Genomic DNA, 21,635 nt, shown 5'->3' with positions numbered 1-21,635 from the left:
TATATAGATGTTATAAGTTTATTAATACGTTTTTCCTTCTCTATGAAAAATCAAGTCATTCTCTCACGCACTATTAGTGAATCACCCGTCTTATTCCTTAAACGCGCAAAAAACCTTTCAGGAATATATTCGTCTCACAAAGTAACGTGTATTTTATATACACATACCTGTAATTAAACGTAAACCCGAAAGGTTTATGGTCATTATTGAATAAGTAAAAAAGGAAAAAATTTCTTAATGTTATTATAAAACAAACTGAATTTCCATTCAATTATAACTCTCAATATTCTTTCCTAACAGTAGCTTTAATAATTGAAACCCAATAGTTTAAATTAACTTCTGTATAAACAATTTAGCTAAATTACCCACAAATTTTCCAATCATCTCCACCAATACCATTGATGCTTAATATATTCAACCCTATCTCGTGAGTTATAAACCCTGCAATTCCCCAAATACCCCTTCTTTAATAGCGTTAGATGTAGATGACTGTTAATTTTTATTAACTTCAATCAAATTTTTATATGCCTTGAACTTGTCCATACTTTCTTTAAGTTTAAAAATGTCAGGAGTCGTATTATTTTCCTTATCCTCAATATCTAATACATCATGCTTCAATATCAAATCTTTAAACTTATGATTCTTGCTGTACAGCGAATTAATTAGGATTAATTCAAATTCAGCATTTGACCATTGGGCACGTAGCATACCAAAGTAATATCTTTTATCTCCTATTATTGTTTCACGCTCCGTCTCTTTTTTTATTTTTATCTGCTCATTCTCATCATTTACTATATTATTTTCTATAAATTTTACAATTCTATAGTTAAATCTCATATAATGACCAATGTCATTTCCAAAATTATCATGAAATTGTTTATACAATACATCTAGCTCCGCCTGACTAATATAATCAATACTAGGATGCTTCAAAGTATATTGTTCTTCGTAAGCTGTCTTTAACCACTTAATCACTTCTCTGCCTATATATTCATATTTTTCACCATCATCAGGACGATTTGTTACTCTCATATTATTAACTATTTGTTGAAGTAGGTTAAGCATATTAAAAAAAGTTGTTTCAAATTGTTGTTTTTTCATCGTATCATTAGTTATTTGAGTTTCTTTCCTTGCTTCTTCAGCTTGTTTTACTGATGCTTCGGTTTGTTTAACCAATTCTTCAATACTTTGCTGACTAATTTTAATCTCTTTACGCTGCATGATAATAGTAGCTAGTAGTAAAACGACACTAGCTGCAGTTAAGAATGCAACAGTGGTTCCTCCTATAAAATCCCCTATTGGCCCCAAATCAGCTATAGTATGATAATCCTCTATTTTTGATTTAAAATAGTCCCTTATCCTAAAAGGCATCATAACTGCAGTTATTAATAAGAGTATTCCTAATATGGTAAACAACCAAATCCCTATATCAGCTAGTGTATTCTTGCTCATTTTACTTTTAAATCGAACACCTGATACTATTATTGTAAAAATAGTAAAAATGACCAATATACTAAGCCTTAATAAAAAATCATTCAAAAAAATCCTCCACCTTTACCAGTTGTTCAAGCAATATAACTTGCACTTTTTGAATATTATACCAATAAATATATTCACATTACTATAGGTCACTAAATAAATAGAAATGTTTTTTAATATTTTATTAAAATAACCTTTTTCATCATATACATGGTCTCAATGTCAACCTCTGAAAATGGTTCGTCAACCGTTCTTTTCTGTATGAGACGTTCCATAACTGTAGATAAGTGTTCGCGTATCCGTTGCTTTGTCTGATCATTCATTTTCTTTCTCTCCCTTTACATCCATAAATTGCATAATTCCATTATTCCACAAGAAAAAAAATAAAAAGCCATAGTATATCTATGACTTTTTACACTTCTAATGTATGTCGAATTGCATTACCTAAAATTTTTGCTAAGCGAACAGGTACTGCATTTCCAATTTGTGTATATTGCTTCATCAATGTACCTGCTACACAATAATTATTTGGGAACTCCTGAATAGCTAAATACTCTTCAAGGCTCAATGGACGATTTTCAAATGGATGTCCTAAGTTGGTACTCTTTTGAGCTGGTGATGTTAGTAAAGTCGGAGACGGCTTATCTATATTTAATCGACGAAAGAACCCAACTTTTCCTCCTCCACTCGTATAGGCTCCTCCCATAGCATCTTTTACTACGTCTTCTGGAAGGTCACGCCAATTCCCACCACCTGTTGGAATCATCTTCATATATTTTAATCGCTCTGGAGAATACGCCTGAAAGCGATGCTCTTTTATTTCAATTTCTTTTAACACTTTTCCCACTGTAACCCACGGCTTCTTTCCATCCGTTCCTTTTTCATTATGTGTAGGCTCAGGAAATACAAATGTTTTACCTAAATCGTTGCGAATCCCTACAATAAATACACGCTCACGTTTTTGAGGTACCCCATAATTCGCTGCATTTAATAGGGTAGGTTCTTGAATAGTATACCCTTCAAATTGTTGTAATAAATATGCCAATGCACTTCCTGGCTGCTCTTCCTCCGTAAGTGGCAAATCATCTTTTCCTCTTTCACTTAATGGTCGATGCTTTAAAGCTGCAGATAATAAACCTCGAACATTCTCAATCATAAAAGCTTTCGGTCGAATATCTCGAACAAGCTCTGCAAACTTCAACATCGCTTGTCCACGTGGATCTGAAAAGGCTTGACGCTTTCCCGCTGTACTAAAGGATTGACATGGACTGCCACCAATCATCAAATCTACTTCACCATCATGCAAATTCGCTTGTTCCAATACTTGTTCTTTTGTATATGTCATAATATCACCCTCTACTACATTCCAATCAGGGTGATTTAATCGCAATGTTTCACAGTATATAGATTCAAGCTCCACAGAAACTCGTACATCAAAACCAGCTTCGTGAATCCCCATATCTAGTCCACCTGCACCTGCAAAAAAACTAATACAGTTCATATATCTTACCTCCGAGTCTAAAATCCTAGAAGTAGTATAACACAGAACATAGAATCGGTCCAGTAGTAAAACTTGTAAGGTTACAGAAATAACTTTAAACGTTTTATCGTCTCTATATTTGGTCTATCTCTTCTATTTCTTTATTCTTCAACATTTTGTTTATCCATTAATCTTTTTAGACAAATATAACCTCCAAAATTATATCCCTTTTAGTTTCAAAAATAAAATTAGCAGAAAATGTAAAATTATTATTTGTAATAAAATTGATGATATTGATAAATTTACAGAAATATTTACCTGATACTTATCATGACCAAAGAGGCTTAGTCAATACTATATTGAATGAAGATTTTATTTATTTATTTATTTATTTATTGATATTAGAAATTAAACACATAAACCTAAAAAAATTTCATAAGGCAAAAGTTTTTGGCAATGATGTATTAGCAACAGCTATTTGGGATTGTCTTTTACAACATGCGATTACGTTTAATATTAAGGGCGAATTTTATCGTCTACAGGAAAAGAAAAAAGCAGGAATTTACCCTGCCTAAATAACCACTTAATCGTTCATAAATGCGGAATTTTCAAGCTCTGTTGACAATTAAGGTAACTATCAATATTTTGGTCTTTTCTACTTACTCGAATATATCCAAATATTTTTTATGGCAACAAGATATTAAATTACTTTCAAAATACGGTCATCACATAAATTTATTAAATAACTACCTTTAGCATTACCTTGTGTGTCATTTACTCTATCATTATAAGCATGATAAGGAGCGGTTTTAATAATTTCATCTAAATCTTTAAATGAGACTTTCCAAACTCCATACATCGGTTCAACTTGGACATCTGTATCCGAATACCATTTATTAGTGCTCTTCTTAAAGTATCTAACAGCTATCCAATCGACCCAAAAAAATATATCTATATCAGAGTATTCATTTCTATACCTTTCTGCGTCCTTCTTGTTAAAAGTAACTGTATATTGTGGGTTACAGCCATATTTTTCAGCAGTGAAAAACGGGGTATTTTGAGTTTTTAAATCTGCTAATTCAGCACCTCTAAAATCAGATAAATCAGGAGCATATATATTTGATTTCTTTTCAGGATTTATAACTAATCCTAAAATATTACCATAGTTTCTAACAAAAATATTTTCTTTTCTTTCCCCATGAGCACACCATGCACCTTTATTTTGCAAATCATTGTTTGTAATCACATTTCCAGTAATATCGTAAATTTGACCCTTTGCCATAAAAACACATCCTTTTTATATTCTTAAATATCGAACACCAGGATTTATTAAAATTACATATTTTCTTCCAAAAATCCATTCCACATTCCCCCACCAGATTCTCCATATTTATACACGAATTGGTCAGTTAGTTCTTCACGTTTCATTTCTATTAATTCCTTAAGTGTAAGCCCACCTTCGTCTTTGAAACTCTCAGCAATGGAAATGGTAAGATACCATAGTTTCCTATAACATTCGGGATCATTCGAAATAAACTCCCAAAAATCACGTCCTGCTTCGAAATCAAAACTCAAGTATTGCTGGGTAACTCCACTTACGCGGTCAGCTTTCCCATATGTAATACCCAGAAGCCCTGCAGAACCCGGCGCACGTCTTACGGCGGATTGTAAGTCACTGCTAATTTGAATACAGATATCTTTATTAACAGTGTTTGGTCCTGATTTCATTTGTATATACCATCGGACAGGCACTCCAAATTCATTGGGTTTTACAATTGAAATGTCTGCCCCTTCTACTCCTGTTTTTTCACAAAAAACAGTTGCTATTTTTTGAATGGTCATACCAAAGCCAGTGCTAGTGGAGCGTTCAATTCGAGCATTGAGCATATATTCTACTAAATCTTGTGCCGTGTTTAATTCAGCAGCCGTCCCTACCAATTTCATCAAAAGAGGATTCGGAGTCAAGTCATCGAGTTTTAGTTTTCGTAAATTTTTAAAGACTTTCTTTAAGTACTTTAACATTATTTCTTGTATTTCGAGTGTGATATCTGTGCCATCTATTTTTCGAATGCGATTATGGTTCATAAACTCTTCCTCCTCCAAAAAAAGAATACAGGAAATATTCCTATATTCTATCTTATCGTGTTTAAGATATACTAAGTAATTTTCCAATAAAATTTATCTTGCCATTTATTATTTTTTTCGCGCTTAATATAATATTTCCTCTGGTCGTCTATTTTTTATCTCATAATTATTTTTAAGTTTACTAAGATAATTGTGCACTTCCATAGTATTAGAAGTTTCTAAACCGATTTTTACCATTTCTTTTTCGATTTCTTCACTAATTCTTTTTCCATTAATAAATATAATTGGATAACCATCTTCTAACGACTCAACTTGAACATTTTTAGAAAAAAATCCTGTTGTTACGTAAACACCTATCCATCCTCTTTTTAATCGAGCAACCAATCTAGCAATATCTTTTCCATTTGTTGGTTTATTTATTTTTTCACACTTTGCTTGACCTATCGTAATAACCTTTAGACGGGAAAAACCACTTCCTATGTCTAATCTTCCAATAAAATCTTTTCCACCATCCGAAGATTTTTTAGTTAGCCAACCAGTAAAATAATTTTGATTACTTTCTTTCAAAACTAATTCCGTTATATAGGCAGCAAGATATTCAAAGTCATGCTTTTTTCCATTGTAATAGTTATAAATGTCATTTAATAACTTTTCTTGTTGTTTAGGCAAATTAGTTTGTCCAGTGCCTTTTGTCACTTCAAGTTCAGCTAAATTTCTTCTACAAGAATTCAACTTTCCCTTTCCATATCTAACCCAATTTTTCCATGAGGTGGGTGCCTTTTTTAAAGTTATATCAATTGGGATTCCCCCAGTCCGCCTTTCATTTATCCACTCCCAATTAAATAACTCATTTTCATTCTTAGTGTGAAAAACAGTAAAATCAAATGCATAATTGGTAAACATTTGTTGTAATTTATTTTTTTGAGTTACCAACTCAACTTTATCAATAATTCCAAATCCATGAAATTTATAAATTCCTATTTCAAGTTGCTCAAAAAAAAGAATAGGAGGTGCTTGTTTTCTTATTTTTACATCATGGCTTTCATACATACCGTATGCTTCAAGCAGAACTTTATTTTTTTCGGAAGTGTCAGGAGATTTCCCGGGTGTTTTATTGTCTCCAAAATACCTTATATGACCACGATCCGAATCAAAAACATCTTTCCAAGGCGTATTCTCCTTCCCCGCAGAATTTGGATGACCAAATATCAGTATTGCGGGAATTACCTTTTCTCCCCCACTGATAATTACTCTTTCATAATTAAAAATTCCTTTTTGGGTATTTAAACATTTGTTGATTTTACTTATTTTTGTATTCCGCCTCATATATGTTGCATACTTTAAAGATTTAACCTGTTTCTTTTGATATGTGCCATATCTACCTGTTAACTTGCCTTTTGCTGGATTAAAATCACACTCTGCTTTATTTGAAAATATTTCCCCCATGTAAAAATTTCTCATAATTTTCTCCCTTTTCCAACCGCCTCTTTTAATGAAACATTTGTTTACTTTTATGACTAACAGAAAATAATTAGAAAATACCATAATTATTAGGTATGATCTGTTGTTTCACTACGCTTTCCTATTTCTAAATATTACAGATAACCATATATAGGTTCTAATATAAAAGGATATAAGGATTTCTTCCCATATCCTATCTTACCATATCTCGCACCCGCTCATGTGCCTTTTTAATTTTATTTAACATTTGGTAAATTGATTCACTTAACAACACTTGGGCCAAACGTGTAGGAACCGCATTACCAATCTTTTTATAGTGCTGAATGAGAGTTCCAGCCATTTAATATCCTTCGAAAAATTTCAGAATCTCTAAGTATTCCTCTATACTTAATAAACGACTATCGAACAGATGACCTATATTTATGCTCTTAGAAGTAAGGAGAGTTGGAGCAGGCTTATGGATATTTACACGTCTAAAAAAAACTACTTTCCCTCCACCCGATTCATTTGCCCTCCCCATCGCTTCTCTTACAATATCCTTATCATACTGACGAAGATCCCATCAATTTCATCCACTATTAAAAAATGCTAAATAAATAAGTTAGCAAGGAAACCATCTAAAAAGATGAATAATACCCCAAGTTCTATAAAACATCCCCCTTTAAATTTATCAAAGGAGGATGTTAAAAAATTATTTTTTTCGAATCAATTTCTTTAAACACAAATTTTATTTTATAAAAATGTTTAAATAATTACCAGATAAATGAATCCTCCTGATTTTTTCTTTCTATAGTATTCATTATTACCCAGTTTGGCCTTCTTATTAGATCAAAAATATCGTAATTCATTATCATATGTCCCAGTTTTTCAAAACTTTCAGTCACCTCTAATAAGCTACTTCTAAATTCCTTTCGGTCTCTTTTTTCCCAAAAAGGATGTACGAAGATTATAGAAACTGGCTTATCAGGAAACGGTAGGGTTAAAATAGGTAAGCCACTTCTCCATTCAACCGACGTTCCACCGTAATTAGCTAAAATACTATTAATTGCATTATTCACTGTACCCTTCCATTTATTATCTATACTAGGAATAAATGTACTATCTTTAAATATGGAAGCTACATCTAGCGCTAGTCTCCAATCTAATATTGGATGGTATCCCATATTCTCATATGTTCTTAAGCAATCATAACATGATGTATCACAATTATGCTCTTTAATAATAGGAATATGAATATGTTTTTCTGTTAAATCTGTAATAATTTCATCTAAGATTTTGTTATTGGACAAGTGTTTTGAATAGCCTGCACCATTTATAAGCCTATCAGCTATAAAAATTTCCCCTACGGTACGATTTTGGATGGAGTCGACTTTTGACCTAATTCCAATTTGAAGTTCATCTGCATCAACATCCAGAATTGATGTTGCAACTCGTCTAAATAAATACCCAAAGGAAATAAGTCCTGATTTGACTCCCAAATTTATTGGGTCAAATGTTATTCCAGACATAGTATCTCTAGGGGCAATAACTAACACCTCAGTATTTTTAATTGAAGCTAATGCAACTGTCTCGGTATCATCTTCAGAAAGAATAGGCCTAAAACCATTTTTATTTACAGTAGTTCTTTCTATCCAACCTTCGTATGGATTATTTGCTTTTTGGAAAGTAAATAATTGGCCATTATTGTCATTGATTGAATATACATTTCCCTCTTGTGATGAATATTTAATATTATATAATTGTTTGATATTTTGGTTTATTAAAGCATCATCAGCCAACCTTGGAATTGAACTACGGGAACTCCATTCGAATTCTTCATTATAATCCCTTTTTACCCACTCACTTCTAAATCCTTGTGGTTCTGAAATAGGTATTTTTCTAAAAATAAAATTATTATCTTCACCCAATGGAGAACTACAAGAAGGACAATTCATAGGGAATAATGTTTCCTGGTCAAACAATATATGGCAGTTTGTACATATTGCAATATTCCGTATGTTTCCTAAAGGATTCTCTTCAGCAATAATTTGTCTTCCCCGTACCCAGTAATGTGCAATTCCTACAGCTTTGTGTTTGACTTTGTCTTTTATTAATTCTGATCCCGGTGAGTACTCACTAATAGCTATTTCCAAGTCTCTGTCAACTGTTCCGCTTTCTAGAGATTGAGGAGGCATATTTCGTGTTCTTTTTTCATGGTGAAATAGCCTAACCCTAGTTGGAAATCCAAACATTGGAAGCAAACCGGCAGCAGCTAAGTTTTCACTTAATGAGTTGGAAGAAAATCGAGAATCGTTCGAAATATCAGTGATTCTCTTGGAAAGTTCACCTTTTATAATATAAGTTTTAAGTTTTTGTTTTTCATCCTCTTCTACTTTAGATTGGTGCGATAAACTAAGTAATATATTACTTAACTGCTTAATACCCTCATTTGACTGAAAATAAGATTGAATCCTATCTTTATATAAATCCCAATCGTTTTTATGGCCGAATTCACCATGCACACTCTCTCCACCATCAATTTCATCTATTAAACCAGTATCAGCAAATGCATGAAATAATATTTCTTTAAATAATATCCTAGAAAATATTTTTTCAGATTTCAAATCTATATATGGCTGAGGAGGCGGATCACCTGTTATTTTATCTAAATTGTCAAAATACCAATCATCATGACTACGCCCCCTACATAAAGTAAGACTTATTGAAAGTGCCGTACCTCTTCGCCCACAACGCCCAACACGTTGTTGATAGTTAAATCTTTGTGGAGGCATATTAGACATTGCTACAAGTTGAAGAGAACCTATATCTACTCCAGCCTCCATTGTTGTGGTAACACTTAAAATGTCTATTTCATCAACTAATGGAATATCATCAAAATCATAAATTGATTGAAACAGCTGCTGCCTCCTTGAAGCAAGTTCAGAATCAGTTTGACCAGTCATCTCTTCAGAGTGAAATCTTCTATATGTTTTCTTGTCTTTCGATAAAAACCTATAGTAATCATTAATTTTTATATCCTCTAATGTGTTTTCCTCTAGTATGGAAAAACAATCTGTACAAACATTACATGATGCATGGAGATGATTTCTTCCACACTTTATGCATTCATGAACTTGCTGACCTGCAGGGACTATATATATTTCATCGGAATAAATTAAATAATCCTTTACACCTCTTAAATTTTCAAAAATTCTTTTTCCATATAAAATTAGCTCTTCCTCATTTAAATTATTCGTTTTTGCAACTGCCTTCCAATATTTTTTTAACAAACTAGGTGGGTTATCTGATTGAACCCTGTTACCGTCATATCTTCTTAACCCACCCAGTATCCTTATTGAACTATCGATAAGCTGCCTCCAAAATTCAGGTTGTTTCCCCATATTTTCTGTTAATTCCAAATCGAAATCAGTCGTAAGTCTTGCTAAACATAATGATTCTAGATCTCTTTTTCTTTGTGAAAATAAAACATTGGCTAGAACATTATCCTTTAAACTTCCCCTAATTTGCTCTCCTAATTGATCGAGTTCTACTGGGAGTGTATCAAGCCTCGGTATTGGTCGTACCAAGTTACTCCAATCATAAAGCTGTACCCATTTATAACTACCATGTTCATTTAATGATTGGTCAGTACCCCCAGGGTTTATACCCAATTTTATTAGACTAAGCTCAATAGGTTTCCATAATTCCATAAGCTTCACAGGTTTATCCATTGAATCAAGTATTTTTTTTACTTGTTCTTTCTGCTGTTCCAGTAGAGCTCCATGATAATACAGTTGTAACAGCATTGCCTGAGTTTGATGGTTATATAGGTATTCTTCTGCCTCTAATTTCTCATTTTCATCTAAAACCTGTCCTTGAAGCTGCTTTACAAATGACTTTAGTGGGTTATGTTCATTTCCCATTACCGAAACAACAATGTACCTTAAAATATGATAATAATGATTCAATTCAATTTTGGCTGAAAGTTTAGCTGCATCTTGTCTGCTATCAGAGAATAAAACGGCTTTAGGCGATTCATTTTCTGGTAATTCCCTCATAAGGGTATCTAGCATAACTTGAGCTATCATATCAAAACCTGTTTTTTGACCTCTTATTGGAGATCGAGTTCTCTTTGTACTCTCTAATGGTTCATTTTTTATGTTAGGATTTTTAGATTCCCAGTCGTCTGCACAATGAGGGCATTTTATCGGAAATGCAGGCATTTGATTTCTACTTTTTTCATCTTCTCCTTCTATTAAAAATAAATAAGCATTATGTTCAAGAAAACTTATATCCCTATTAATTTTTCCAATTTTATTTTCATAGTTAGCCTTTACCCATGAGAACTTTAATTTACCTTTACCATTATCGAGTGTTCTCTGCCATGTTTTAATATCATCATCAATATTTGCAGATGGCCAAATTAGAGCATATTCACCGTATTTCTTTTGAAAGGGAATTTTATCCGGTAATAAATCCAGATTTGGATAATCTGCAGATAGGTAATAAAGATCGGCTCCCTCTCCTTTACTTTTATATCCTCCTAAAAATGAATCACCACAATTTTGACAATAATAATAATCCAATACCCTCGAACCACAGCTACATTGAACTTTAGGCTGGTTATATAGCTTCCCTATCTTCCTATCACTATACTTAAATTTCTCATCCACAACAGAACACTCGGGATTCGTACAAGCCCAAAGCCCTTGGAAATTTCTAAAAAACAAATGTGCTCTAATAGGTATTACAGCCTCATCATCTTTCCTTGCATTAGTTATTGCATGAAGGAGCCCGCCAATTGCGTTAATTGATTCATTCTTTGAGCCAAATATCTTATCGTTAAGCTCTTTTATAGATTTTGGCTTTTCACATTCTTTAATAAATTCATGTAAAATTCCAGATTTATCAAGTACCTTGTATAAGGATTCATCAACATTATAGCTATTGAAAGGTTGGTTAAACTCTTTACATAGTTCTTCGACTGCTTTCACGTAATCCTTATTACACAAATCATAATAATTCATGAATGATTCAGGATTATTTCTAAAATAATCACCTTGTTCAAATAAGTTCGTTCCTTCTCTAGCTCCTGTAATAATCTCAAATTTATTAACAGGTATACCAAAAAATTCTTCTAGGAACTCTTTACCACCTTCATCTAGGGAGGCACTAGTGGCAATTACTCTAAGTTGCGGACTTTCAGGTGATAGTCCAAGGCGGCTTAATAACGTTCTAATAACATAAGCGACCTCTGTTCCTGCTGTTCCCCTATAAGTATGTAATTCGTCAAGGACTAAATAAAATATATTATTAGAGTCTTTTTCCAACCACTGTTTTGTTTTTTCAAACATTTTCTGTTCAATTGATCTAGTTAAAACAATGTTTAACATACTAAAGTTAGTGATTAAAATATCAGGTGGATACTCCTGCATATCCCATCTGGACAGCATTTCTGACCCGCCAACTTGATTAATAAATGTTAATTTTTCGTGATACTTTTGCTTGAGCTTATTTCTAATTAACAGTATTTCATCATTGCTCCAATTATCAGAATTCAACAGATTCCTATTAACTTCACTTTGCAATTCAAGTTTTACTTTTTGTTTAGTTTCTTGAGTAGGTTCACTTATGACACTTTGAATTAAATCCCCAAAATGTTTTTCTAATTGATTTTGCTTTCTATGCATCAATTTACTTATTTCTTTTAATTTGTTTACTTTATTTCTATTGGAAGGTTCTCCGGGAACAGGGGTTTTTCCTGTATATCTACCAAAATGAATCCTATTTCCACCTCTATTTTTGTCAAGCCACTCCTTAGCTTCCTTGCTATCTAAAGCTTTTCTTAACCTTACTAATTGATCCTCAACTAAGGCATTTAACGGATATAGTATCAATCCTCTAATAGCTGGTGTACGTGTTTCATTACTTCTCAGAGGTTTCCACTGATTCCCTTCTTGCCACCAAGGATTTGTTTTTTCTCCTGGGCTTTCCCAATTTTTTGCTTCATCTAAAATATTTGCAATGAGAGGGAGCAAAAAACTCTCAGTTTTCCCAGAACCTGTTCCCGAAGTAACAACAACATTTTTTTTATTTTTTAAAACTTGATTAAAAGCTTCGAATTGATGTAAATGTAAATTATGGTTGCTACCAAATAGCCCTTTCGAAGCAAATTCACCAAAATCGGTAGGCCATCCAATAGATTCACAAGAATTTACAACATTCTTATTAGAACTTTTAAAAGGTGGCATAGCTTCAATATAAGGATATTGATATATATTACCTTCCTTACTCAAAATTTCTTCCCGCTCTGCCATTAACTTTTCATGCCCTAAGGCATATGGGCTATCCATATACCTTATATACATCTCTTTCATTCTGTTGAATGCACCAAGTACATCATTCATTATTACACCACCTAAACATAGTAATTTAACTGAAAACCTAACTTATATGCTAAGGAAATAGCAATTTCATGTGGAACATTTCTGTAAACCTTATAACCATTTCCTTCTCCCGGACATTGTCCTACACATGAAGTTAATACTCTTTCATAAAGCTCAGGTAATTCATATCCTTGTTTAACTCTTAATTCATAATTTTTATATTGTAAAAGTGAAACCCCTTGTTGCCGTGCATAGTATAGTTTTCCTATTTCTTTGTTTAATTTTACCGTTTTTCTGTTAGATGTTTTGTATAAACAAAAGTTTTGACCAAAACCATTTAAATACATCTTCAATGGGGAATCTTTATCTTTAATCCATTTATGGCTAAAAAGATCCCATCCTTTAACTACCCAATAAGTATTATTACTTATTGGTTCTTGATATTCCGAAGCATTATTTATATATTCATTTAATATAGGTAAACATCGTAATAGATCGTAACTAAAATAATCCAATCCCCAGTTGAATTTAATACTTAAAGTGTTCAAAAAATCTTTTAAACTATCTAAGGTATTTCCCAATAAATATATTGATATAGGTTCATAATGTGAATTAGGAATTGCTTGAAAAACCTTTATCATTCCTTCGGCAAATCCCTGTAGTTGTTTAGTTGATTCTCTTGTACGTCCACCAGTTAGGTAGACAATAGGGTCTTTAGAAGGAAGAACTGCAATAGACATCGGGATTACATTCCAAAAATATTTATTTGAATCACCTTCCACTATAAATTCAACAAACCCTAATTGGGAAAGTTTTTTCCTAACTTTATACGCTGTTAAGCCTATATTCTCTGAACCAAAACACCATTTTACCCCTTTTAGAAATGAATCCCAGTTTCCCTCTTTTCTAATAGTTAAATATTCAAAGAATAAGTCTATTGGTCTTACTTTAGTAAGTCCGTTGGTACATAAATGAACCCCCATATTCAAATAGTCACGATCTAAACTAAAAGGCATAGCATTAATAAACTTTGGAATTATTTTTGTACTATTTGTATTTTTAGTACTTAAATAAGCCTTAAATCCTTTTTGCTTATATGGTCTAGGGTAGTTCTCCAATGCATCATAAATATAGGTGCCCGCAATTTTAAGTTTCCCATCCGAAAACTCTTTAGGTTTAAATTGAGAAAATGTTATCAAATTTTCGTAGTTATTCTTTAATAGAATTGTTTTCTCAATATCATTGAATCTAATTCTATAAATTCGAGATTCCTTTAAATGAATATTTTGGAGATTAATTGTATCCTCTCCGTTTATTAAACTAAATACTGGTACATCATTAATAAAGATTGTGGTTTTTGGGGTGGTAATAATAGATACCTCCGGTGGTGCATCTAATAACCATTCCATATTACCTACTTTGAGTCCTTCTTGAAATGTGATTTTATCTTGTGCTTTAGTAAAATAGAATTGTTTTTCTAATTCTTGCGTAATTAAAATATCTTTTTCATGCACTTTCACTAATAAGCATTTCCATGAAGAAGATAGATTTGAAATTACAATTTCCTTATATAAGAAATCATTCAAATAAACCCAAGTTCTTACAACCTTTTCAGCCTCGGAGCTAAATAATACAATGTGATCCTTCCCCTGTACTATGCTATCCCTATTTATCCAACCATTAATCCCTAAATCAGTCCCACGATGAAGAAAAAATAAATTCCCACCTTCAAACACTAATTCTAGCTGGTTATAAAGAAGTGAATAGAGATTTTTATCTATTAATGTATCTTGATTTAAATTAACTTCTTTATAAAAAGTGTTGTTATTATAACGAAAGCCTTTAAGTTCTTCATTCTCCATATTTTCATTAAAAATAATATTTTCATCAACAATTGCAAAGTATCCCAATTTTAACTTTGGATTAAAAAAATTGGTCTGTTTATCTTCATCAATACGCAAAAATAAATTATACTTCTTCGGCTTATTTTTTTCTTTTATATCTAGTAAAAACTCCTTATTATCTAGTTTTTTAATCCCACTCCAGTTTTGATATTCAAATAGCACTGCCTGAATAATCCCCTCTTGTATTCCTTTGCTTTTATTAAAAAACAATCTAGATAGCCTGCAAATTTTTGTTGAAAGATACAATTCAAATTGCTCCCTCATCGAATTTGAATTAACTTCTAATCCCGGTCGAAGTCCTGCCCAATAAAAAAACTCGTAAAGTAGTTGTCTATCGGCATCTTTAACTAGACACTGTGACATTGGATAACCTACATATGGTTGGCCATATCTAAAAACGTTCGTATACCCAAATCTCCCATTATTCTCCTTTTGCCAAGAAGTAAGGTAACTCCATAATGTTTTTGTATGCTGAAAGGAAAAAGGCCTACCTTCTCCCTCAATTTCCAGTAGGCTTCTTAATCTCAGATAATAATTTCCCGCGCCTATCCCTTTTTCTCTATTTCCTTTCATCTTAGTAGCTGCTAAAACTGTTAATGCCAAAACAGCAATAAACGGTGGATACCCGTTGATTCCTTGGTTAAACCATTTTCTGCCCCATATACGTGCCTTTTCAAACACCTTGTCAGGTTCATTTCTTCCAAATAATCTGACACTTTTACAAAACGAGGACATGGCATCGTCTTCACTTACTCCCAACTTAGCGCCTAATTTTTTTATAAGGTTTTCGTTTACATATAGGTAAACTATTTTATTCTCATTATTTTTACTAAAAAAATGTTCACATAAAACTTTATTCCAATTCTCATAGTTGATAAGGAAAATTTCATTTGATGTGATTTTTGTTTTCAATCCTATCCCTTCTTCCTATATATAGGTTATTTATTATTTTACAAAAAATGTATGTAAAAACCCTTTTTCATCCTTCACTCATTCAATATGGAAAAGTATATTATTATTTATTCAGGAAACTAATCATATCATTAGGAACATTTTCATTCTTATCATGAAAGAATCAAATAGCTATTCCAATAAATTAATTAATTTATTGTTAAGGTAGATTCGTTAGTTTGTCCTTCGCACACCACTTGGAAACCGCTTACAAAACAGTATTTATAAACACAAATATCTTGCTTTTCATGTACATTACCAATAGTGAAACGGTGAACACTTTCCGGATTTTGGTTAATTCCTTAAATCTTAAAATTTTATCCCCCTCAATAGAGAAAACATACTATATTTTAATTTTATTCCTATAAAGTTATCATTACAAGCCTATTTGGATATAATCATCTACTTTCTTACCAAATATTATCAGCTGGTGTAATAGTGGCAGTCATCATTTACTTAATACTTGTTTTTTGCAGCGAAAAAATACAAAGTTGAGAAGTATGTTGAATTTATATGTGTGATTATTTTTTCAATCTTTCTTAATCTGAAACGGCTTAACTTGGAGCCACTACACGCATAATCCTCCTGCTAAGAACCCATTTGCCAAAGGAAGGGCAAGCAAGGTACCATCTAAATATCGTTTCACCCCTTCAATTTTTTCTTTTGAAGAAACTTTATCCATAAAAAATGCCCCCCAATTGTTAGACTGTGTCTAACAATTGGGGGGCACTTCATTTATACAGATGGCTTACCCTAATTCATAATAAGTTTGGAATTTTTCACGTAATGATTTTAAATCTTTTTCCTTCGCTTCAATATCCGCACGTAAAAACAAAATAATTCCCCCTAATTAATCCCATTATTTTTCTACAATAAATACACAGGATTATTAAAGTGGATATAATATTCATCTCACTATTTAAAACATCTCCCTTTGATTTACATTTAGTCTATGAATCAAAGTTCATTTTTATATTCCGTTTATATCGTTAATTAAATGTTTTAAATTATCATAAACTAATGCAAAAATCTTACCTTACTCTTTTCCATGCATTCAATGCCTTTTCAAACTAGAAACTTTGAAAAGGCATCGAATTTTAATAAAATATACAATAAAAATTTTCTGGTATCCAGGAATAATTATTTATAACCTCGATAACCTTAAATTATAACTAATTTTAAATTACCTTTACACTAGTAATTTAAAATTAACTAGTGAAATTATATTTATAAAATATTTTGTTAACACAAAACAGTAATACGTTTACTCTAATTTTTAAAAAATCAACCAAGGTGAAAAATATTTCCTTTATAATTAAAAATCACAATTTAAACATATTTATTTGCTCACTCTGATCAATTTCAGCATTATAAAAAACTGATGCAACTACGATATCTGCATCTATAAATTTAACTTTACCTTCTCTTCTAGCTATATTTATCCATATATTTAGTTGTCCTTCTTCTACCTCTAATATATCACTTAATTTTTTCACATTAATTGGCTTCCTTAAATGTTTTTCAATTAACGGCCAAACCAGAGTATATATTTCAGAACGTTTATCAGAAGAATCAGTGACCATTTTAAATTCATTAGCTACAGACTCATTCTTCAATAAACCTCTTATAGTAGTTTCTTTAAAATTATGTAAAGATAATGTTTTAGCACCTAATTTTGCTAATTCCAAAAGACCCATTGATGAATCGTCTTGTCTGACATACATTGGTACCCAATTATTTTTTATATTTTCTGTTGCTCCAGACCATGTACCACCTTTTTTAAAATCACTTGCTGTCGCTACTGTGAGCTTAGAGAGGCCATATATATACTTATTTCTTTCTAAGGCTGTATAACTATAAAAACGTGAATTAGGATGATACGGAGATATTACTACCAATTGCTTATTTAATATGCAATTTAAGTTATCTTTATTTTTTATAAATTTAGATAGCCCATCAGATAAAACTGCAATCGTTTTTCCTCCACTATCAATCGCTGAATTATGAGCAACTGAATCTATCCCTTTAGATCCTCCTGATATTACTGTGAAATCTTCAAAAACCGCTAGTTCAGAAAGTTTTTTAGTAAATTCTATAGAATTCACATCTGCATTTCTAGAGCCGACAATTCCTATAGATTCACTGGCTAAAATATCAACATCTCCTGCTCCGTAAAGGATATTAGGCGACATACCTTTGAGAACCTTTTTAAAACGTTTGGGATATTGTTCATCAGCGCGAGTAATTATCCAAATACCCATTGATGCAAATTTTTCTACTTCTAGTGCCATAGAAGTACTTCTAGATAAAAGTGTAATAATACGATTCGCTTCGTAAGTATTAATTCTTAACTCTTCAATTAGTTCTGTAATAGACTTATTGTAAAGGTTAGAAGGACGAGCAATATCAGATTTAGCAATTTTAGTTGATAATTTAATCCATTCTTTTTGTGTAAACGGTTTATAATCATTTACTATTTTTTCCTGTGGTTTTACATAAGTACATAAAAGTAGCGTAACAAAACTATCTTGCGAAATAGGTTTAAGCACTTTCTATCCCCTTTCTAGTATAAAAATTAAGTTTTTGAAAGAGCAAGGGGTGTTATACTTTCACATCCTGCTTCTTTTAATTTCATAGCACATATTGCAAATGTCCAACCAGAATTCATTATATCATCTATGAGTAAAACTGGACCTTCAAGTAAAGCATCACTTATAGTAAATGCATCCATAATATTTGCTGCTTGTTTATTAGCATTTTTCATATATTTTTGTTCCGGAGTATCTTCGACTTTTAACAATACTTGTTTATATGGAATATTTAATAATGCAGCTACTCTTTCAGTGAACTTTGGAACTAAATCTGGATTTCTAAGGGATGGAACAGCTGTTATCCACTTTGGACTATTTAGTTCCTCATAATGATCCTTAATATATTGTACACAGTTTGCGACTAACTCATCACCAAAAAATCCATTTTGATATCGGTCTCGTATAACTAGCTCTCCTAATCCCTCGTTTTGATAAAGACATAAAGCACGCCCTTCAAAGAATCTTAAATTTTCCGGAATCTTCCCTTTAAATCCCTTACTCCCACCAATTGGCCATTTATCTTTCGGTTTAATTAATAGGTGTTGTTGATTTATGAATTGTTCAGCTTGTTGTATTGAAACTGTGTTAAATTCTGTCAGAATCGTTGGCACCCTGTGACAATTTTGGCATTGTCCACATCTTTTAATTTCAGATTCTCCTAAATGATTTATTATATAATTCATTAAACACTCACTATGATTTTCTGCATACGCCACCATTAAGTTTAATTCATCTAGTTTAGCTTGACGAATTCTAGAATTCTGTATTAAGGATAATGAATTCATATTTGCAGATTTATAATATTTTTTTGTATTTTCATCTTTATAAATTAGCGTTTCTGCTTCTAGTAAATCTATTATTTTCGTAATTTGGTTTTTATGTAGATTATATAGCTTCATTAAATCATATATAGAAGCTTCTGTCTGGCCAATTAATTCTAAAATGTTTAGATAATCTTTCTCATCTGCTATACCAGAATTAATCATTCGTTCTAACATATCCTTATCATTCGGGCAATAAAGTAAAACAATTTCGGCCCCCTTATTGTCCCGACCACCACGACCGATTTCCTGGTAATAAGTTATCAATGAAGATGATAAATTATAATGAATTACAAAACGGACATCTTTTTTATCAAATCCCATTCCTAAAGCAATAGTTGATACTACCACTTTGAGTTTATTATTAATAAGTTTTTTTTCAATCTCCTCTTTTTTTGTTTTGTCTTTAATACCAGAATGGTAATAATCAGCATCTATTCCCCTAGATATTAACCATCTTGTTACTTTTTCACATTCTTTCTGAGTCGTACAATAAACAATTCCAGATCCTTTCAGGTTATCATTACTCAAATGGTAATCCAACCATCCCATTTTTTCATAAGAATTCTTTGCAGAGATAATTTTCAAATACAAGTTCTCTCTAATTAAAGATCCACGAATAATTTCCACATTATTTTCCAATTGAGTTTTTATATCTTCCGCTACTCTAGCATTTGCTGTCGCAGTAGTAGCTAACATTGGAATCTGTTTTTGCAAAGTATTAACAAATTGAATAATTTTTTTATATTTCGGCCTAAAGTCATGCCCCCAGTCAGATATACAATGAGCTTCATCTACAACAATTAAGCCAATACCTGGGCCTTTTTCAATTAACGGCAGGGTATCTTCCCTAAACGAATCACTATGAAGTCTTTCAGGAGCCACAATCAGTAAATCACAATGATTATCCACAATTGCTTTATTAGCAGTTTCCCACTCCTCGGTATTATCACTATTAATTGTATAAGCGTTCAATCCCATTTGAGCTGCTGCTTCAAGTTGGTTTCTAATTAACGCAAGTAGTGGGCTTATAATAATAGTTATTCCCTTATTTTGTTCTCTAAAAAGTTTTGCGGCAACAAAATAAACAACGCTTTTTCCCCAGCCAGTTGGTTGGATAACTAAGGTTCGTTTATTCTCTAATAATAAATTTATAGCTTTCCATTGATCGGGTTTCAAGTTATTATTGGGTAAATAAGATTTAAAAATTCTTTCTGCATGGGCTTTCATAATCAACTCTCCTTTATTTGTAAATTGAACAATTCTATTATACAAAATATAAGTTAAATAGAACATTATTAAAATAGAAATTACATTTCTTCCTACCACCTCCCTCGAATATAAAGCGCTTACTTATCCCTGAAAAATTATTAATCTTATTTCTGCTCCTTTTCTAAAATCTATCTGATATTTTTTCTTTTTATTTTTAAAGAATTCAATACTATTTTTCTTTCATTTATAATTCTCCTACCCTATTTTCTACGATTTTTTAGATTTCAACACTTTTAGTTGATTTTCCACTCGAATTTTATAATCAATTAAACCTTTATATTATTTGAAACCTTTGTATTATTCATTGGAGCCATTTATTTAAACTATATAGACAAGAATTTAAATAATTTACTTGCAGAAAACATAAAAGTAGTAGTTATTTTATGCACTACTGTTTTCTTGAACTAGAGATATCAGTTTTCTCATTTTAGGGTATATTGTTTCTTAGTTGGATAGCAATCCTTAATTTTAACATTTCTGTAATTACCGCCCGCTAACAATACCTTTTTGAATTTTAGGTTACTGTGACGTATAATTATCAAAAATTCTAAGGGGTTATAGATATGGTTAATATAAAAGTAATAGCTGAGGTATTAAGGATAGGGTTACAAATTGGTTTATTTTCAAAAACTGAAGTAATCAAGTGGGCTGATCATAAAATTGAAACATTAGATAGTCCTTCTATTGAAATTATAGAAGTTGCTTTATCCAGTAATGATAAGTTAGTTGATATTGTATCTAAATTAAAAAACATAAAAGGAACGTATGATAAAAAATTACCCGTAAAAATTATACTGGGACTGTTATGTAAGGAATTTATGATAAATGAAGAAAATGTATTGAAAATTCAACCATTTATATCTGATTTAATACATAATAATTGCTGTGAGGGATTCGATTATGTAGATGAACAGCTGTATTATTTTAATGAGGAAATTAATTTAGCCGCAGATAATATATATGGAAATTTAGAAGATATTAGTCAAGAAATAAAAAGCTTTTTATCTCCCTATAAAGATTATGGTTCGCTCTTTCGTTTTGAGGATACTCGAAAATATTAACTTGGTGAAAATGGGATTTTTACTAGATAGTGCGAATCAATTACAATCAGTAAAAGCGGATCCTTATGAAGATTCTACTTTTACTGATTATAATTATCCTATATTTACATATACTTAATTAGCAGTGACATGGTATTACTTTACTGCTTTGTACTTTGTATTGAT

At 31.5% G+C, this 21,635-nt stretch carries 12 protein-coding genes and 1 pseudogene; 2 read left to right on the top strand and 11 right to left on the bottom strand.

The window, feature by feature from the left end:
- Nucleotides 1–492: 492 nt before the first annotated feature.
- The 3 genes from N2V79_RS28300 to N2V79_RS28290 all read right to left on the bottom strand — a co-directional run bounded on the left by N2V79_RS28300 (nucleotide 493) and on the right by N2V79_RS28290 (nucleotide 2,980).
- Nucleotides 493–1,539 (bottom strand): putative phage abortive infection protein, encoded by a 1,047-nt coding sequence (locus tag N2V79_RS28300; RefSeq protein WP_250159889.1) that lies wholly within the window; start codon nucleotides 1,537–1,539, stop codon nucleotides 493–495.
- 113 nt (nucleotides 1,540–1,652) lie between these two features.
- Nucleotides 1,653–1,802 (bottom strand): hypothetical protein, encoded by a 150-nt coding sequence (locus tag N2V79_RS28295; protein ID WP_250159888.1) that lies wholly within the window; start codon nucleotides 1,800–1,802, stop codon nucleotides 1,653–1,655.
- Between the two features lie 89 nt (nucleotides 1,803–1,891).
- Complete coding sequence (locus N2V79_RS28290) at nucleotides 1,892–2,980, bottom strand: DNA cytosine methyltransferase (protein WP_213747228.1); 1,089 nt, start codon at nucleotides 2,978–2,980, stop codon at nucleotides 1,892–1,894.
- Between the two features lie 422 nt (nucleotides 2,981–3,402).
- Here N2V79_RS28290 and N2V79_RS28285 point away from each other — a divergent pair.
- Nucleotides 3,403–3,534 (top strand): annotated as a pseudogene (locus N2V79_RS28285) (ATP-binding protein); the annotation flags it as partial.
- A gap of 125 nt (nucleotides 3,535–3,659) precedes the next feature.
- Here N2V79_RS28285 and N2V79_RS28280 read toward each other — a convergent pair.
- The 8 genes from N2V79_RS28280 to N2V79_RS28245 form a co-directional block, all read right to left on the bottom strand.
- A complete protein-coding gene (locus N2V79_RS28280; RefSeq protein WP_340720464.1) occupies nucleotides 3,660–4,241 on the bottom strand; it encodes a hypothetical protein in 582 nt (193 codons plus the stop codon).
- A gap of 53 nt (nucleotides 4,242–4,294) precedes the next feature.
- Nucleotides 4,295–5,044, bottom strand: coding sequence for a PmeII family type II restriction endonuclease (locus N2V79_RS28275; RefSeq protein ID WP_213747227.1), 750 nt, complete (start codon nucleotides 5,042–5,044; stop codon nucleotides 4,295–4,297).
- Nucleotides 5,045–5,167: 123 nt separating this feature from the next.
- Nucleotides 5,168–6,505, bottom strand: a complete 1,338-nt coding sequence (locus N2V79_RS28270) for a restriction endonuclease (RefSeq protein ID WP_340720463.1) — start codon at nucleotides 6,503–6,505, stop codon at nucleotides 5,168–5,170.
- Between the two features lie 193 nt (nucleotides 6,506–6,698).
- Nucleotides 6,699–6,845: a hypothetical protein gene (locus N2V79_RS28265; protein ID WP_213747225.1), complete on the bottom strand. Its 147-nt coding sequence runs from the start codon at nucleotides 6,843–6,845 to the stop codon at nucleotides 6,699–6,701.
- Nucleotides 6,846–7,257: 412 nt separating this feature from the next.
- Nucleotides 7,258–12,891 carry a DEAD/DEAH box helicase gene (locus N2V79_RS28260; protein WP_340720462.1) on the bottom strand — a complete coding sequence of 1,878 codons (5,634 nt, stop codon included), beginning with the start codon at nucleotides 12,889–12,891 and terminating at the stop codon, nucleotides 7,258–7,260.
- 11 nt (nucleotides 12,892–12,902) lie between these two features.
- Complete coding sequence (locus N2V79_RS28255) at nucleotides 12,903–15,686, bottom strand: hypothetical protein (protein ID WP_340720461.1); 2,784 nt, start codon at nucleotides 15,684–15,686, stop codon at nucleotides 12,903–12,905.
- A gap of 1,361 nt (nucleotides 15,687–17,047) precedes the next feature.
- The gene (locus N2V79_RS28250) at nucleotides 17,048–18,274 is read right to left on the bottom strand and encodes a DNA-processing protein DprA (RefSeq protein ID WP_213747222.1); all 1,227 of its coding nucleotides are present in this window, start codon (nucleotides 18,272–18,274) and stop codon (nucleotides 17,048–17,050) included.
- Nucleotides 18,275–18,300: 26 nt separating this feature from the next.
- Nucleotides 18,301–20,367, bottom strand: a complete 2,067-nt coding sequence (locus N2V79_RS28245; protein WP_213747221.1) for a RecQ family ATP-dependent DNA helicase — start codon at nucleotides 20,365–20,367, stop codon at nucleotides 18,301–18,303.
- Between the two features lie 605 nt (nucleotides 20,368–20,972).
- On the opposite strand from N2V79_RS28245, the gene N2V79_RS28240 reads away from it, so the two are divergent.
- A complete protein-coding gene (locus tag N2V79_RS28240) occupies nucleotides 20,973–21,470 on the top strand; it encodes a hypothetical protein (RefSeq protein WP_340720460.1) in 498 nt (165 codons plus the stop codon).
- Nucleotides 21,471–21,635 lie beyond the last annotated feature (165 nt).

It is taken from the genome of Bacillus sp. CH_70 (assembly GCF_038007045.1).
In the GTDB taxonomy this organism is placed as follows: domain Bacteria; phylum Bacillota; class Bacilli; order Bacillales; family Bacillaceae_G; genus Bacillus_A; species Bacillus_A cereus.
The sequence above is the reverse complement of the archived record's forward strand: the minus strand, read 5'-3'. Positions and strand labels throughout refer to the sequence as shown.